We start from the raw sequence: 16,142 nt of genomic DNA, 5'->3' as shown, positions 1-16,142 counted from the left end.
GCTCAAAATAGGGCTGGTCGGCGTGTCCGATCATCGGCGGGCTTGAAAAAGCCCGCATAAGCCTTCATCTTGTGTTGCAAGCCTATCGGATTTGGATCGAACGAATGACTGACACCCGCAACGGCGAGGACAACGGCAAGCTGCTCTATTGCTCCTTCTGTGGCAAAAGCCAGCATGAAGTACGCAAGTTGATTGCCGGCCCCTCGGTGTTTATCTGCGACGAGTGCGTCGACCTGTGCAATGACATCATCCGCGAGGAGGTGCAGGAAGCACAGGCCGAGAGCAGCGCGCATAAACTGCCTTCGCCTAAAGAAATCAGCGGCATCCTTGATCAATATGTGATTGGTCAAGAGCGTGCAAAGAAGGTTCTGGCCGTAGCGGTGTACAACCACTACAAGCGTCTGAACCAGCGTGACAAGAAAGGCGACGAAGTCGAACTCGGCAAGAGCAACATCTTGCTGATCGGTCCTACAGGCTCGGGTAAAACCCTGCTTGCAGAAACCCTCGCTCGTCTGCTGAATGTTCCGTTCACCATCGCCGACGCTACCACCCTCACTGAGGCTGGCTACGTGGGTGAGGACGTCGAGAACATCATTCAGAAACTGCTGCAGAAGTGCGATTACGACGTAGAGAAGGCCCAGATGGGTATTGTCTATATCGACGAAATCGACAAGATCTCGCGCAAGTCTGACAACCCGTCGATCACCCGGGACGTTTCTGGTGAGGGCGTGCAGCAGGCTCTGTTGAAGCTGATTGAAGGCACGGTTGCTTCCGTACCGCCACAAGGCGGCCGCAAGCACCCGCAGCAGGAATTCCTTCAGGTTGATACGCGTAACATCCTGTTCATCTGTGGCGGTGCGTTCTCTGGGCTGGAAAAAGTTATTCAGCAACGTTCCACCCGGGGCGGTATCGGTTTCAGTGCAGAAGTGCGCAGCAAGGAAGAAGGCAAGAAGGTGGGCGAGTCCCTGCGTGAGGTTGAGCCTGACGATCTGGTCAAGTTCGGTCTGATCCCGGAATTCGTTGGCCGTTTGCCGGTCCTGGCCACATTGGACGAGTTGGATGAGGCTGCTCTGATTCAGATCCTCACCGAGCCGAAAAATGCCCTGACCAAGCAGTACGCCAAGCTGTTTGAGATGGAAGGTGTGGACCTTGAGTTCCGTACTGATGCCCTCAAGTCGGTAGCCAAGCGGGCGCTGGAGCGCAAGACCGGTGCACGTGGTCTGCGTTCTATCCTTGAAGGCGTGTTGCTCGACACCATGTACGAAATTCCCTCGCAGTCTGAGGTGAGTAAAGTGGTGATCGACGAAAGCGTTATAGAAGGTAAGTCCAAGCCGCTGTATATCTACGAGAACAGTGAGCCGACTGCCAAAGCTGCGCCAGACGCGTAAGCGTTTCGCAGTTTCGGTACAAACAAGGGGCCCCTAGGGCCCCTTTGTTTTTTGTGCGACTTTCATCTTGAAGCGTTTACTGCGTTTAACTGCTGGCAATAAGCTTGTTTTTTTTGCATGCAGCCCCCATCTTGGTTTCAAGCTTATTTTTCAACTGTCATAGAGGCGAAATCATGAAGACAACCATTGAATTGCCTCTCCTGCCGTTGCGTGATGTCGTCGTTTATCCGCACATGGTTATCCCGCTGTTCGTGGGGCGCGAGAAGTCTATCGAAGCCCTTGAGGCAGCGATGACGGGCGACAAGCAGATCCTGCTGTTGGCCCAGAGAAATCCTGCCGATGATGATCCAGGCGAAGACGCCCTGTATCGCGTCGGTACAATTGCTACTGTCCTGCAACTGCTCAAACTGCCTGATGGCACCGTCAAGGTGCTGGTAGAAGGCGAGCAACGAGGTGCTGTAGAGCGTTTCATGGAGGTGGATGGTCACCTGCGCGCCGAAGTGGCGCTGATCGACGAAGTCGAAGCCCCTGAGCGCGAATCCGAAGTTTTTGTACGCAGCCTGCTCTCGCAGTTCGAGCAGTATGTGCAGTTGGGCAAAAAAGTCCCGGCTGAGGTCCTGTCTTCCCTCAATAGCATTGATGAGCCAAGCCGTCTGGTCGACACCATGGCCGCACACATGGCGCTGAAGATCGAGCAGAAGCAAGACATCCTCGAAATCATCGACCTGTCGGCCCGTGTTGAACATGTCCTAGCGTTGCTGGATGCCGAAATCGACCTGTTGCAGGTTGAGAAGCGCATTCGTGGTCGCGTGAAGAAACAAATGGAGCGCAGCCAGCGCGAGTACTACCTGAATGAGCAGATGAAGGCCATTCAGAAAGAACTTGGCGACAGCGAGGAGGGCCACAACGAAATCGAAGAGCTGAAAAAGCGCATTGATGCCGCAGGCCTGCCGAAAGACGCTCTTACCAAAGCTAATGCCGAGCTGAACAAGCTCAAGCAGATGTCGCCGATGTCCGCTGAAGCGACCGTAGTGCGCTCGTATATCGACTGGCTGGTGCAAGTGCCGTGGAAGGCCCAGACCAAAGTGCGTTTGGACCTGACACGTGCCGAGGAAATTCTCGACGCCGATCACTATGGCCTCGAAGAAGTCAAAGAGCGGATTCTCGAATACCTCGCCGTGCAAAAGCGCGTGAAGAAAATTCGTGGTCCGGTGTTGTGCCTGGTCGGCCCTCCAGGTGTTGGTAAAACCTCTCTCGCCGAATCGATTGCCAGTGCGACTAACCGCAAATTCGTGCGCATGGCGCTCGGCGGTGTGCGTGATGAGGCGGAAATTCGTGGTCATCGCCGAACTTACATCGGTTCGATGCCAGGAAGATTGATTCAAAAGATGACAAAGGTGGGTGTGCGCAACCCGCTGTTCCTGCTTGATGAAATCGACAAAATGGGCAGCGACATGCGTGGCGACCCGGCATCGGCGTTGCTGGAAGTGCTCGACCCTGAGCAAAACCATAATTTCAACGACCATTACCTAGAAGTCGACTACGACTTGTCTGACGTAATGTTCCTCTGCACTTCCAACTCCATGAACATCCCGCCGGCCTTGCTGGATCGGATGGAGGTGATTCGTCTACCGGGTTACACCGAGGACGAGAAGATCAACATTGCGGTCAAGTACCTCGCGCCCAAGCAAATTTCGGCGAATGGCCTGAAGAAGGGCGAGATCGAATTTGACATCGAAGCGATCCGCGACATCGTGCGTTACTACACCCGCGAGGCCGGTGTGCGGGGCCTTGAGCGCCAGATCGCGAAGATTTGCCGCAAGGCAGTCAAAGAGCATGCGCTGGAAAAACGCTTCTCCGTGAAGGTGGTGGCCGACTCCTTGGAGCACTTCCTGGGTGTGAAGAAATTCCGCTACGGCCTGGCCGAGCAGCAGGATCAAGTCGGTCAGGTGACTGGCTTGGCGTGGACCCAGGTGGGCGGGGAATTGCTGACCATCGAGGCTGCTGTGATTCCAGGCAAAGGCCAGCTGATCAAGACCGGTTCCCTGGGTGACGTGATGGTTGAATCCATCACTGCCGCGCAGACCGTGGTGCGCAGTCGCGCCAGAAGCCTGGGGATCCCCCTGGACTTCCACGAGAAGCATGACACTCACATCCATATGCCGGAAGGTGCTACGCCTAAAGATGGCCCTAGCGCTGGCGTAGGCATGTGCACGGCCTTGGTGTCTGCATTGACCGGCATCCCGGTGCGTGCCGACGTTGCCATGACTGGGGAAATCACCCTGCGTGGTCAGGTATTGGCCATCGGTGGTCTGAAAGAGAAATTGCTTGCAGCACACCGGGGTGGTATCAAAACAGTGATCATCCCTGAAGAGAATGTTCGCGACTTGAAGGAAATTCCTGACAACATCAAGCAGGATCTTCAGATTAAACCGGTTAAATGGATTGACGAGGTCCTGCAAATTGCGCTGCAATACGCGCCAGAGCCCTTGCCGGATGTGGCTCCGGAGATAGTTGCCAAGGATGAAAAACGAGAGTCTGATTCCAAGGAAAGAATTAGCACGCATTAATGTGAATAAGCCTGGAGGCTTCCTTGACAGCTTTTTAGAGCCCTTGTTATAAAGCGGCTCTTAAGTGTCTGTAGGCCATTCAGCACTGGTTTTTGCTGTTTACCAAAAAACTTAGAATCATACTCAATAGATATATAAGGGGACTTAGAGTGAACAAGTCGGAACTGATTGATGCTATTGCTGCATCCGCTGATATCCCGAAAGCTGCTGCTGGCCGTGCGCTGGATGCAGTAATCGAATCCGTCACTGGCGCTCTGAAGGCCGGCGACTCCGTGGTACTGGTAGGCTTCGGTACGTTCTCTGTGACTGACCGCCCAGCTCGCACTGGCCGCAACCCACAGACTGGCAAAGCACTGCAAATCGCTGCTGCCAAAAAACCTGGTTTCAAAGCCGGTAAAGCCCTGAAAGAAGCCGTTAACTAAGCTTCGTTCAAGCCTTTGCTACCCGGGTCGGACGCAGGTCTGGCCTGGCAGCGGAGCGGTAGCTGACCCACGTATCCATTGGGTCGCCACGCCGGGGGTGCAAGTTCAACCCCCCGTCCGCTCCGCCAGTTACGAGAAGGCGCATCCTCGGATGCGCCTTTCTTCTATCCGGATTCTACCCACGCTCCACGGTTGCCAATTTTTGAAGTTCAACCGTTTCTGGGGGACGCATGCTGCAAAATATCAGGGACAATTCACAAGGCTGGATTGCCAAGACCATTATCGGGATCATCGTCGCATTGATGGCGTTCACCGGTATCGAAGCCATTTTCCAGGCTTCGGGTACTAACAAGCAGGACGTGGCCAAGGTCAACGGTGAAGAAATCACCCAGACCGAGCTGAGCCAGGCCGTCGACATGCAACGTCGACAGCTGATGCAACAGTTGGGCAAGGATTTCGACGCTTCGCTCCTCGACGAAAAACTGCTGCGCGAGGCGGCTCTCAAAGGCCTGATCGACCGCAAGCTGCTGCTGCAAGGTGCTGCCGATTCCAAGTTCGGGTTCTCTGAAGCTGCATTGGACCAGGTGATCCTGCAAACGCCGGAATTCCAGGTTGACGGCAAGTTCAACGCCGAACGCTTTGACCAGGTGATCCGTCAGTTGGGCTACAGCCGTCTGCAGTTCCGTCAGATGATGACCCAGGAAATGCTGATCGGTCAGGTTCGCGCAGGCATTGCCGGTAGCGGCTTTGTCACCGATGCCGAAGTGCTCGCATTTGCCCGTCTGGAAAAACAGACTCGCGATTTCGCCACCGTCAACATCAAGGCCAACCCTGCGGCGGTGAAGCTCACCGACGAAGAGGTCAAGGCTTACTACGACCAGCACGCCAAAGAGTTCATGACCCCGGACCAGGTGGTCATCGACTATCTGGAATTGAAGAAGTCTTCTTTCTTCGACCAGGTCAACGTCAAGGACGATGAACTGCAGGCGGCCTATCAGAAAGAAACCGCCAACCTCGCTGAACAGCGTCGCGCGGCGCACATCCTGATTGAAGTCAACGACAAGGTTTCCGACGCGCAAGCCAAGGCTAAGATCGAAGAAATCCAGGCACGCCTGGCCAAAGGTGAGAAGTTCGAAGCCCTGGCCAAGGAGTTTTCCCAGGATCCTGGCTCTGCCAACAACGGCGGTGACCTCGGCTTCGCTGGCCCTGGCGTCTACGATCCGGACTTCGAAACGGCCCTGTATGCGTTGAAACAGGACCAGGTCTCGACGCCGGTGCGCAGCGCCTTCGGTTGGCACTTGATCAAGTTGTTGGGCGTTGAAGCACCGCAAGTGCCGACGTTCGCCAGCCTGAAAGACAAACTGACCCGTGAGCTCAAGGCCCAGCAGGTAGAGCAGCGTTTTGTCGAAGCGACCAAGCAATTGGAAGATGCGGCATTCGAAGCTTCTGATTTGGCTCAGCCTGCCTCTGACCTGAAGCTGACCGTGCACACCTCCGCACCGTTTGGCCGTGAAGGTGGTGACGGTGTCGCGGCCAACCGTGCCGTGGTCACCGCTGCGTTCAGCCCGGAAGTGCTGGATGAAGGTGCCAACAGCACCGCCATTGAGCTGGACCCGGAAACCATCATCGTGCTGCGTGCCAAAGAGCACCGCAAACCTGCGCAACTGCCGCTGGAAAGCGTTGCTGCGGCAATCCGCACGCAGATGGCCAAGGAGCGCGCCAGCGCGGCTGCCAAGACTCACGCTGACGAGCTGATCGCCAGCCTGCGTGATGGCAAGACACCGCTGAACCAGCCGGTCGATGGTCAGGCGTGGAAAGTCACTGAAGCGGCTACCCGTAGCCAGGAAGCGATCGACCCAGCCGTATTGCAAGCCCTGTTCCGCATGCCTAAGCCTGCGGTCAAGGACAAGCCGACCTTCACCACCGTGACCCTGGCTGACGGTAGCCTGGCGATCGTGCGCTTGAACGGCGTGAATGAAGCTGCAGCCCCATCGGAAGAAGAAAAGGCCCAATACCGCCGCTTCCTCGCTTCCCGTGTCGGCCAGCAGGACTTCGCAGCGTACCGCAAGCAGTTGGAAACCAAGGCTGATATCAAGAAGTACTGATGTTGGTTTGAACAAGAAGCCCCCGGCCTGAAAAGACCGGGGGCTTTTTTATGTGCGCTAGACTGGGTGCTCGGTATCGTCGACCCAGGAGTTCCAAGCATGTTGATTCAAGGAATGGACGGCTTGCTGATTCGCCGCGCCCGTGTGGCGGATGTTTCTGCCGTGCTGCAGGTGTTCGACGAGGTGGTCGCCTGGTTCGTTGGCATAGGCAATACCCATCAGTGGGGCACCGAGCCCTGGTCGGCGTTGCCCCGGCGGGTCGCGCAAGTGGCTGAAGCCTGCGCGTTGCCCGGGGCGTGGGTGGTAGAGGATCCCGCAGGGCGTATCCGTGGAGCGCTGGTTTTGGGCGATCCCATGCCTTATGTACCGTTGGCGACTGAGCCCGAGGTGTATGTGCGCCTGTTGATTGCCGCGCGTGACCCGCGTGTTCGCGGCCTTGGGCGGCGCATGATGGCCTTTGCCGATGATCAGGCCCGGGCAGTAGGCGTCACGCGTTTGCGTGTGGACTGCTACGGCGGCGGGACAGGGGATCTGGTGCGTTTTTATGAGTCCTGTGGCTACGAGCGCATTTCAACATTCGACTTGGCGGGCTGGCCGGGCCAACTGTTGGGGCGCCGTCTGTGATGCGCCAGCCCAGGCCAGTAGCATCAGTAGCATAACGGCCCATGGAAAGCCCGCGACGCCCCAGCCCTGAAGCAACACGCCACCCGCCAGCCCGCCACCGGCTATCCCCAGGTTCCACACGGTCACCAGCATTGATTGTGCGGTATCCGCCGACTCGCCCGCCGATTGGGCCAGTGCGGTTTGCAACAGCGCCGGCAGGCCGCCGAACGCCAGGCCCCATAACGCCACGGCGGTATAGATGACTGCCGGCACATTGATCCAGAACGCCAGCGCCAGGGCGATCAGGCCAAACAGCGCACAACTGATTAATAGTAAGGCGCGCAGCCACCGGTCAATCAACACACCTGCCAACCAGATGCTAAGCACCGCCGAGAGGCCAAACACCAGCAGCACTCGGTCAACATCCGCATCGATCCCGGCGGGCACCAGCAACGGGGCGATGTAGGTGTAGAGAATGTTGTGGGCCAGCACGTAGGTAAACGTTACCCACAGCACCGGACGAATTCCTGGCAGGTTCAGCACCTGGCGCAGCCCCAAGCGTTTATCCGCCCGTTCGCCAGCAAAATCCGGCAGTTGCCAGCGTGCCCAAGCCAGTAACACCAAGGTCAGCCCGGTCATGATTGCAAAACTCAGGCGCCAGCCAACGGCGGTGCCGAGGAAGGTGCCCGCAGGCACACCCAGTGACAGCGCCAGCGGTGCACCCAGCATGGCCACGGCAATGGCGCGACCTTGCAAGTGTGGCGACACCATTCGGCTCGCATAACCCGCTAGCAACGCCCAAAGCAGCCCTGCGAAGACCCCGGCAAAAAAGCGCGCTACGAGGGTCAGCCCGTAGTGGCTGGACAGCGCGGTTACGCTGTTAACCAAGGCAAAGCCGCCGATGGCCATCAGCAGTAACGGTCGTCTGCGCAAGCCGCGGGTCAGCAGCGTCAGGGGGATGGCCGCCAGCAACGAGCCAAGGGCATAGACCGTGACCAGTTGACCGACCAGGGCGGGCGACACGCCTAGGCCTTCGCCTATCTGGGGTAGTAATCCGGCGGGCATGGCTTCGGTGAGGATGGCGATAAAGCCAGCGCTGGCCAGGGCCAGTAGACCGCCCAGCGGTAATGAATCCCGCTGGGCTGATGCGGTGAGTGAAGGGCTGCTGCTCATGACGTTTTATCCAGGTAAAAGGGCAAGCGGCCAGAGTAGGGGGCTGTGGTTGACGGAAAAACAGGCTAAGGTTCCGAACTTATCGGACGCAAGTGTCCGCAATCGCTGAAGGCGGGATCATGGACAGCTTGGGCAGCCTTTCGGTGTTCGTGCAGGTGGCGCAGACGCTCAGCTTCACCGCCGCCGGCCGTGTGCTGGGGGTGTCGTCGTCGGCTGTAGGCAAAAGCATTGCGCGGATGGAAGAGCGCCTGGGCGTGCGGCTGTTTCACCGCAGCACGCGCAGTATCACCTTGACCAGTGAAGGCTCGCTGTTCCTTGAACGGTCGCGGCGGATTCTCGCTGAGGTGGAAGCAGCCGAGCAGGAACTGACAGACGCCGGTGCAACCCCACGGGGCAAGCTGCGCATCAGTGTGCCGCAGGTGCGGGGCTTGTTGATGCCAGTACTCAGTGACTTTATGCGCGTCTATCCGGATATCGAGTTGGATGTGGATTTCTCTGACCGTATGGTGGACGTGATCGAGGAAGGTTTCGATGCGGTGATTCGCACGGGCAAGCCGGAAGATTCGCGGTTGATGGCGCGCCACCTGGGTCACTACCAGTTGGTGCTCGTCGCCACACCGGGATACTTCGCCCAACACGGCACCCCGCAGCAACCACAGGACCTGAATGGCCACGCCTGCCTGCGCCACAAGTTCTGCGCCACGGGCAAGCTCGAGCCCTGGCCGTTGCGTCTTGCCCCGGGTGCTGCGGAACCGCTGTTACGTACGCCGTTGGTCAGTACCACCATTGAGTCTCTGAACCACGTGGTGCTCGAGGGTTTGGGCATTGCCTGCCTGCCGGACTACATGGTCAACCAGGCCGTGGGCGAGGGGCGCTTGCAACGGGTGTTGGATGATTACTTGGAACACCGGGGCAGTTTCTGGATGTTGTGGCCAGGTCGCCATACTTCGACCAAGGTACGCGTGTTTATTGACCATATGTGCGCCGGGCTTTTCCCTGCAGGCCCCGGTGCGTAACCCTGTGACGTTTTACCGACAGGAATGCGCGCGCCAAGGCCTCGTTCTGTTGCACAATACCGCCCAGACCGTTTTCCTCAGGATCTTCAATGTCGACATCATTCCACTTGCGTAGCCTCGGGCTGGCGCTGGTGCTGGCGGGCGCCGCGGGCTGCTCGTCACCCAAGACCGCTATTTATGAACATGAGAACTTCGACGACTCCGGTACGTTTTCCCGGGATTACCCCGTTAGCGATGTAGCAGCGTGCGAGGCCGCGCGGCGTGCCTTGCTGAGCCAGGGCTACATCATCACCAGCAGCGACCCGAAACTGGTCGTGGGTAACAAGAGTTTCCAGCAGACCGGCGAAACTCACCTGCAGATCAGCTTCAACGTGGTGTGTGCCGATGACGGCAAAGGTAAAAAGCACTCGACGATGTTTGCCAACGCCCTTCAGGATCGCTATGCGCTGAAGAAGGTCAACAACTCCGCGAGCCTGGGTGTAGGCGTGCTGGGGTCGGTGTCGATGCCGATTGGCTCCACCGATGACTCGATGGTGAAGGTGGCGAGTGAGACGGTGTCCGCGCCGAAGTTCTACGATCGCTACTTTGCGTTGGTGGACGTCTTCCTGCCCCAGGAAGTGAAGAAGGCTGAGCATATCCCCGAGCAGCCAAAGGCGGACCTCGGTGTGCCGGAGCCGAAGGCCGCACCCGCTGCGGAGAAAGTCGAGTCGCCGAAGGAAGAGCCTGCCGTACCAGCTGCTTCGGAGCCGGTTGTGCCTGCGCCTGAAGCCGCACCGATTGCCCCGCAGGCCGAGCCCGCACCCGCCACGACCACGCCGGACCTGCCTGCGCCGACAGAAGCGATTCCGCCCCTGCCAACGCCTGCGCAGTAGTTCAGACCGCTACGGGATTCACCTTGTCGACGTTGATCCCGTAGCGTTTGATCGCTTCACTGACCTTGTCGCGACCGATCATGCCGTCATCCGCCAGCGCCTTCAGGGCGGCCAGGGCGATGAAGTGGCGATCCACCTCAAAGAACTCACGCAAGGCTTCCCGGGTGTCTGATTGCCCGAAGCCATCAGTGCCCAGCGCGACAAAGCGACGGCCCGGCACGAACGGACGAAGCTGATCGGCGAACAGTTTCACGTAGTCCGTCGCCACCACCACTGGCCCCGTGTGCTCGGCCAGGCATTGCTCTGCGTAACTCACGCGAGGCTCGCTTTCCGGGTGCAGCAGGTTCCAGCGTTCGGCCGCATGCCCGTCACGGCGCAACTCGGTGAGGCTGGTCACGCTCCACACGTCGCCGTGCACACCGAAGTCGGTGGCCAGCAGTTCAGCGGCGGCGATCACTTCTCGCAGGATCGAACCACTGCCCATCAGTTGCACTTGCGCCTCAGGGTTGGCGCTGAGCCTGTAGATACCTTTGAGAATGCCGCCTTCCACGCCTTCGGGCATCGCTGGGTGCGGGTAGTTTTCGTTGAGCAGGGTGATGTAGTAGTAAATGTCCTCTTGCTCAACGTACATGCGCCGCATGCCCTCGCGAATAATCACCGCCAGTTCGTAGGCAAAGGTCGGGTCATAAGAGATGCAGCACGGAATCACCGACGAGAGGATATGGCTATGACCATCGTCATGCTGCAAGCCTTCGCCCATCAGCGTGGTACGCCCGGCCGTGGCGCCCAGCAAGAAACCACGCGCGCGCGCATCGCCCGCCGCCCAAGCCAAGTCGCCGACGCGCTGGAAACCGAACATCGAATAGAAGATATAGAACGGCACGGTCATCAGGCCGTGGTTGCTGTAGGACGTACTCGCCGCGATCCATGAGGAAATGGCGCCTGACTCATTCAGGCCTTCCTGCATTATCTGTCCGTCCTTGCTCTCCTTGTAGTAGCTCAGTTGCCCGGAGTCCTGTGGGGTGTAGAGTTGGCCGACGGCGGAGTGGATGCCGATCTGACGGAACAGGCTCTCCATGCCGAAGGTGCGTGATTCGTCCGGCACGATGGGCACGATCAGCTTGCCCAGGTGCGGGTCTTTCAGCAGTGTGCCGAGGATGCGCACGAAGGCCATGGTGGTGGAAATCGCGCGCTCGCCAGTGTCCTTGAGCTGAGTGGCGAAGGCGCTCAGTTCGGGGATCTGCAGCGATTCGACCGCAGTGTGGCGCGCGGGCACATAGCCGCCCATGGCCTGGCGACGTGCGGCGAAGTAACGGGCTTCTTCGCTATCGGCTATGGGCTTGAGGTAAGGAATTTCAGCAAGTTGCTCATCGGGCACCTCCAGGCCGAAGCGGTCGCGGAAGGCCTTGACGGCGTCGGCACCCATCTTTTTCAGTTGGTGGTTAATGTTCTGGCCTTCGCCGGCTTCGCCCATACCAAAGCCCTTGACGGTTTTTGCCAGGATCACCGTCGGTTGGCCACTGTGACGCACGGCGGCGGCATAGGCGTTGTAGACCTTGTCCGGGTCATGGCCTCCCCGTGAGAGTTTCCAGATGTCGTCGTCGGACAGGTCCGCAACCAGTGCCAGCAACTCCGGGTATTTGCCGAAGAAGTGTTCGCGCACATAGGCGCCGTTCTGGGATTTGTAGTTCTGATAGTCACCGTCCACGCATTCCATCATGCGTTGGCGCAGCAGGCCGCTTGTGTCTTTTTCCAGCAGTGCATCCCAACCACCGCCCCAGATCACTTTGATCACATTCCAGCCGGCGGCGCGGTACAGGCTTTCGAATTCCTGGATCACCTTGGCGTTGCCGCGTACCGGGCCGTCCAGGCGTTGCAGGTTGCAGTTGACCACGAAGATCAGGTTGTCGAGTTTCTCGCGTCCGGCCAGGGAAATGGCGGCCAGGGATTCCGGCTGGTCCATTTCGCCATCACCCAGGAATGCCCAGACCTTGCGGCCCTGGTGTTGCTTGAGGTCACGAAACTCCAGGTAGCGCATAAAACGCGCCTGATAGGCCGCCGTGATCGGCCCCAGTCCCATGGACACCGTAGGAAATTGCCAGAAGTCCGGCATTAGTCGTGGGTGGGGGTAGGACGAAATGCCCTCACCACCGGCTTCACGGCGGAAGTTATCCAGTTGTGCTTCGCTGATGCGGCCTTCGAGGTAGGCGCGGCCGTAAATGCCAGGCGAGGAATGCCCCTGGATGTACACCAGGTCGCCGTCGAAGCGGTCGGTGCGGCCACGGAAGAAGTGGTCGAAGCCGACGTCGTAAAGCACAGCGGCTGACGCATAAGTGGCGATATGCCCACCCACACCTGAGTGTTTGCCTGCACGCAATACCATGGCCATGGCGTTCCAGCGGATAAACGCATTGGTGCGGCGTTCGATGGCCAGGTTGCCGGGGTAGGGCAACTGGCGATCCACCGGGATCGTGTTGACGTAAGGCGTGGTCACCCGCCCATAGAAGTCGCCATGCCGCGCCACGTCGAAATCCAGCAACTGATCGATCAGGTAATGGGCGCGCGGGCGGCCTTCGGTGGACAGCACCGATTCGATGGACTCCAGCCACTCGCGGGTTTCCTGTGGATCGACGTCGCGTCTGACTGCGTTATTCGGGGTCATGTGAGGCTCCAGGGTCGGCGGATTTCAAGTGGCGGGCTCCTTGTGGGAACGTCGTCAATGTTGTTGCAATTGCAACTACATGGCCGAATCTAGCGCGGGATGAGCTACTATTGCAACCTTCTTGAAATCCACCGGATGGTGTTGCATGTCGTCGAAAGAGCCCGATGTATGGTTCCGTTTTGTCAGGGCCCACAGGACGGTCATCCGTGAAATCGAGCGCCGCCTGGCGGCCGCCGACTTGCCCCCTTACGCCTGGTACGACGCACTGTGGGGTCTAGAAAGCGGCCCCGAAGGCACCCGCCGCATGCACGAGTTGGCCGATGTATTGGCCATTGAGCGCTATAACCTCACGCGCCTGGTAGACCGCCTGGAAAAGGAGGGCCTGGTGCTGCGTTCGCGCTCCGACGGCGATGGCCGCGCGGCATTTGCGTCGATCACCGATACCGGCCGGGCGTTGCGTAAAAAAATGTGGAAGATCTACGAAAGTACGGTGGACGAGTTGTTCCTGTCGCAGATCGAACCGGAGCAGCGCCGGGCGTTTGCCGAGGCGTTGGAGCGTACCGCCGGGATGGCGGTGGAGGCGGGTGTTCAAACCCGTGGCCGACGCAAAGCTGAAAGCTGATGCAGATCTCATGTGCAAGGGTGCAAGCCCCCTCCCACAATGGAATGCATTGCCGTCCATTTGTTTGAGTGCGTAGCTGATTGCAATCGCGCTTCAAAGCCCTGGCGCTAAATCCGTATAACGCTGCTACGTTTAATCTTGAAGTGCAGGAACATCATGGCGCAGACATTTTTTCGTCATGACGGCACTTTAGGCTGGTGATGCAGGTCATTTATCTGCAGCCACTTTTAACGTCAAGAAGGAGTCCATGATGGACGATTACCAGGAAGAACTGCTGGAGTACCAGGCCTTTGAATTCGATCCGCTGGATCCGGCCGACGACGCCACCGAGCTGTAAGACCGACTTCAGGCGGAATGCCGCTGACTGCGGCGAAATTCCCCTGGGGTCTGGTTGTTCCATCGCTTGAATGCCCGTTGAAAGGCTTGGGCTGAGGCAAAGCCGAGCAAGTAGGCGATCTCGCCGAACGCCAGTTCCGTATCGCGAATGTAGGTCATGGCCAGGTCGCGGCGGGTATCGTTGAGAATCGCGCGGAATTGAGTGCCTTCTTCGGCCAGTTTACGGCGCAATGTCCAGGTCGGCAGCTTCAAGCGTGCCGCCACTTCTTCCAGGTCGGGTTCCCGGCCGCCATTGAGCATCGGCCCGAGCAACCGGGTAATGCGCTCGCGCAAGCTGCGGGTGCGGGTCAACTGCTCCAACTCCCTTTCACACAATTGCAGCAAGAGCTGCCAGGTACTTGGGCAATGCTGCGGGTTACGCATTGCCAGGGTGGATTGGCTCAGGCGCAACTGGTTGGCCTCGGCGCCGAAGTGGACCTGGTTGGCGCCCAATAGGCTGTACTGCTCGCTGTACTCGGGGGCATCGAACTCGATGTCGATTCGTTGCGCCAGCAACGGTTGTTGAGCCAGGTTGGCGAGCTGATGCAACCAGCTGGAAATGATCGAGTCCACCACAAAACGGTTGTAGGCGTTGTAGGGGCTGATGGAATAGAAACGCAGCCAGGCGCCTTCGGCATCCTCATGAAAACTCGATTGCCCGCGATAGTTGGCACCATACAGCGGCTCAAAGCGCGTCAGGGTGCGAGCGGCTTCGCGTACGTTAGGCGCCTGTGCGGCGGTGACACCAGCCAGTCCCGCTTGGCTCAAGCGGCTGAGTTGCCCCATGCGCAAGCCCAGGCCGGGGTCGCCGGTCAGTTGAATGGCCGCATGGCCCAGGCGCATATAGCGCGGGATCGACAAGCGCGCACCAGCTTCGGCGAGGCGCGCCGGGTCCAGGCCGTATTGCAGCAAGAGCGGTTGCGGGTCCAGGCCGTGGCTGTGGATCGCGTCGGCCAGGGTGTGCACGAAGCCCACCGACAAATCCCCGAGGCGCACCGGCTTCACCGCGTTACAGCCAGATATTCAGCAGGCGCGCGCCACGGGCGTCGCTGTCGGCGTTGATCTGCCCGTTGTGACTCAGGAAACTCTGCCCGGCAGTGCCCAAATCCCAGAACTGCCCGCGCAGAAATACGCTCATGCCGGCGCTGGCCTGGCTGATCGGTTGTTGGCTGATCAAGGTCAGGCGGCGCCACGCTTCGCCCTCACTCAGCTCTTCGGGCTTGAGGCTGATTTCCTGTGGAGTGGAGACGCTTTTAAAACCGCGCCATGGTCGATCCCAGGTCTCGCGGCCAAGCACAAAGGCCGGCACTGCAATCAGCTGCGCGCCTTGTTCGTTGAGCTTGCGGTAGTTGTCCGGGTACCAGCTGTCACTGCCCACTAGCACGCCAAGGCGGCCGGCCGGGGTGTCGACCACGCTGACGATATTTTCGTCTCCAGGCTCGATAAAACCGCGCTCATCGTAGATCGGGTAGAGCTGGCGTTGCAGATTGCCGACGGGCAAGCCGTCTGCCGCAAATACCACGCTGGCGTTAAACAGCGCGCCATGGCCGACCTGGAGTTGCCCTTGGCTCACACTTGGGTTGGGCAGGGCAATGGAGCCAGCGACCACCGTGACCCCGAATTCCTTGGCCAGGCCGCCGAACAGCACTTGATAGTCACGCGCCATGGCCGGGGCTTTCATGCGCAGGTAGGCGTCGTTGGTGCGGTCATCGCCCGTGGCGCTGATCCAGGCACGCAGGAATTGCAAGGGATTGCTCAGCGACAGCCAGTGCATCGCGTCCTTCACATGCAGCGCTTGGTACACCTCGTTTTTTTCGCCGGTGAGCATCAGCCAAGTGCCGATGTGTTCAGGCAGTACCACAATGGTCTTTTCGTTGATCAGGCCCTGGTCCCGTGCGTTTTGCAGGTACGCCGCAAGCTTCAGGTGCAGGCGTTCCAGGCTCTGGTAGTCGGCGGGGAATAACTCCGGCTGGATGCCCAGCAGGTTACCTCGATCGGCGGGTTGGCCTTCGTTGACGGCGAGGGTGCTGCGCAGGTCCGACAGGTAATGCGCCACGGGGCGCTCCTGGGTCCAGACCAGATACGCGGCGACGGCGGCAACCAGGGCCAGGGTGACGGTAAAAGCTAGAAGTTTACGCATGGGGGAACAGACAACAGACCAAGTGCAGGGTTCGCTGACTAGGGTAGGGCCCATGCGGCGGCTTGCCAAGGGGCGCTGTGCGTTTGGATCAATAAGTTGTGAGTTTCGGTCATTGAGCGGTAGGGGATCGCCTCTTAGTCTGTGGGACATAAACCGATGGCAGGCCATTCGAGCCTTCCACGTCCCGTGATGAT

12 protein-coding genes are annotated in these 16,142 nt (G+C 59.0%); 8 read left to right on the top strand and 4 right to left on the bottom strand.

What is annotated here, in order from left to right; genetic code table 11:
* Positions 1-104 precede the first annotated feature (104 nt).
* From clpX to BW43_RS06125, 5 genes are all read left to right on the top strand, one after another.
* Complete coding sequence (gene clpX / locus BW43_RS06105; RefSeq protein WP_003238279.1) at positions 105-1,388, top strand: ATP-dependent Clp protease ATP-binding subunit ClpX; 1,284 nt, start codon at positions 105-107, stop codon at positions 1,386-1,388.
* Between the two features lie 173 nt (positions 1,389-1,561).
* A complete protein-coding gene (gene lon / locus BW43_RS06110; protein WP_032889909.1) occupies positions 1,562-3,958 on the top strand; it encodes an endopeptidase La in 2,397 nt (798 codons plus the stop codon).
* Positions 3,959-4,107: 149 nt separating this feature from the next.
* Positions 4,108-4,380 (top strand): HU family DNA-binding protein, encoded by a 273-nt coding sequence (locus BW43_RS06115; RefSeq protein WP_003174819.1) that lies wholly within the window; start codon positions 4,108-4,110, stop codon positions 4,378-4,380.
* 230 nt (positions 4,381-4,610) lie between these two features.
* On the top strand, positions 4,611-6,485 hold the full coding sequence (locus BW43_RS06120) for a SurA N-terminal domain-containing protein (RefSeq protein WP_032889907.1): 1,875 nt from the start codon (positions 4,611-4,613) through the stop codon (positions 6,483-6,485).
* Positions 6,486-6,584: 99 nt separating this feature from the next.
* Positions 6,585-7,109 carry a GNAT family N-acetyltransferase gene (locus tag BW43_RS06125; RefSeq protein ID WP_032889905.1) on the top strand — a complete coding sequence of 175 codons (525 nt, stop codon included), beginning with the start codon at positions 6,585-6,587 and terminating at the stop codon, positions 7,107-7,109.
* On the opposite strand, the gene BW43_RS06130 is transcribed toward BW43_RS06125, so the two are convergent.
* Positions 7,056-8,261 (bottom strand): MFS transporter, encoded by a 1,206-nt coding sequence (locus BW43_RS06130; RefSeq protein WP_032889903.1) that lies wholly within the window; start codon positions 8,259-8,261, stop codon positions 7,056-7,058. The two genes, BW43_RS06125 and BW43_RS06130, sit on opposite strands and share 54 nt — an antisense overlap.
* 119 nt (positions 8,262-8,380) lie before the next feature.
* Here BW43_RS06130 and BW43_RS06135 point away from each other — a divergent pair, with 119 nt between their 5' ends.
* Both BW43_RS06135 and BW43_RS06140 read left to right on the top strand, forming a co-directional pair.
* Entirely contained in the window at positions 8,381-9,277 is an 897-nt protein-coding gene (locus BW43_RS06135; RefSeq protein ID WP_032889901.1) for a LysR family transcriptional regulator, read from the top strand.
* 89 nt (positions 9,278-9,366) lie between these two features.
* The gene (locus BW43_RS06140) at positions 9,367-10,149 is read left to right on the top strand and encodes a DUF2242 domain-containing protein (RefSeq protein WP_032889899.1); all 783 of its coding nucleotides are present in this window, start codon (positions 9,367-9,369) and stop codon (positions 10,147-10,149) included.
* A gap of 1 nt (position 10,150) precedes the next feature.
* Here the strand turns inward: BW43_RS06140 and aceE are convergent, their stop codons facing one another.
* Entirely contained in the window at positions 10,151-12,811 is a 2,661-nt protein-coding gene (gene aceE / locus BW43_RS06145; RefSeq protein WP_032889898.1) for a pyruvate dehydrogenase (acetyl-transferring), homodimeric type, read from the bottom strand.
* A gap of 145 nt (positions 12,812-12,956) precedes the next feature.
* On the opposite strand from aceE, the gene BW43_RS06150 reads away from it, so the two are divergent.
* Positions 12,957-13,433, top strand: a complete 477-nt coding sequence (locus BW43_RS06150) for a MarR family winged helix-turn-helix transcriptional regulator (RefSeq protein WP_032889896.1) — start codon at positions 12,957-12,959, stop codon at positions 13,431-13,433.
* 345 nt (positions 13,434-13,778) lie between these two features.
* Here BW43_RS06150 and BW43_RS06155 read toward each other — a convergent pair whose 3' ends face one another.
* Both BW43_RS06155 and BW43_RS06160 read right to left on the bottom strand, forming a co-directional pair.
* Positions 13,779-14,813, bottom strand: coding sequence for an AraC family transcriptional regulator (locus tag BW43_RS06155; protein ID WP_032889894.1), 1,035 nt, complete (start codon positions 14,811-14,813; stop codon positions 13,779-13,781).
* A gap of 4 nt (positions 14,814-14,817) precedes the next feature.
* Entirely contained in the window at positions 14,818-15,948 is a 1,131-nt protein-coding gene (locus BW43_RS06160; protein ID WP_032889892.1) for a carbon-nitrogen hydrolase family protein, read from the bottom strand.
* Between the last annotated feature and the right edge of the window lie 194 nt (positions 15,949-16,142).

This window comes from Pseudomonas sp. RIT357, from assembly GCF_000632245.1.
GTDB classification, from domain to species: Bacteria; Pseudomonadota; Gammaproteobacteria; order Pseudomonadales; family Pseudomonadaceae; genus Aquipseudomonas; species Aquipseudomonas sivasensis.
This window is presented reverse-complemented; position numbering and strand designations above follow the sequence as displayed.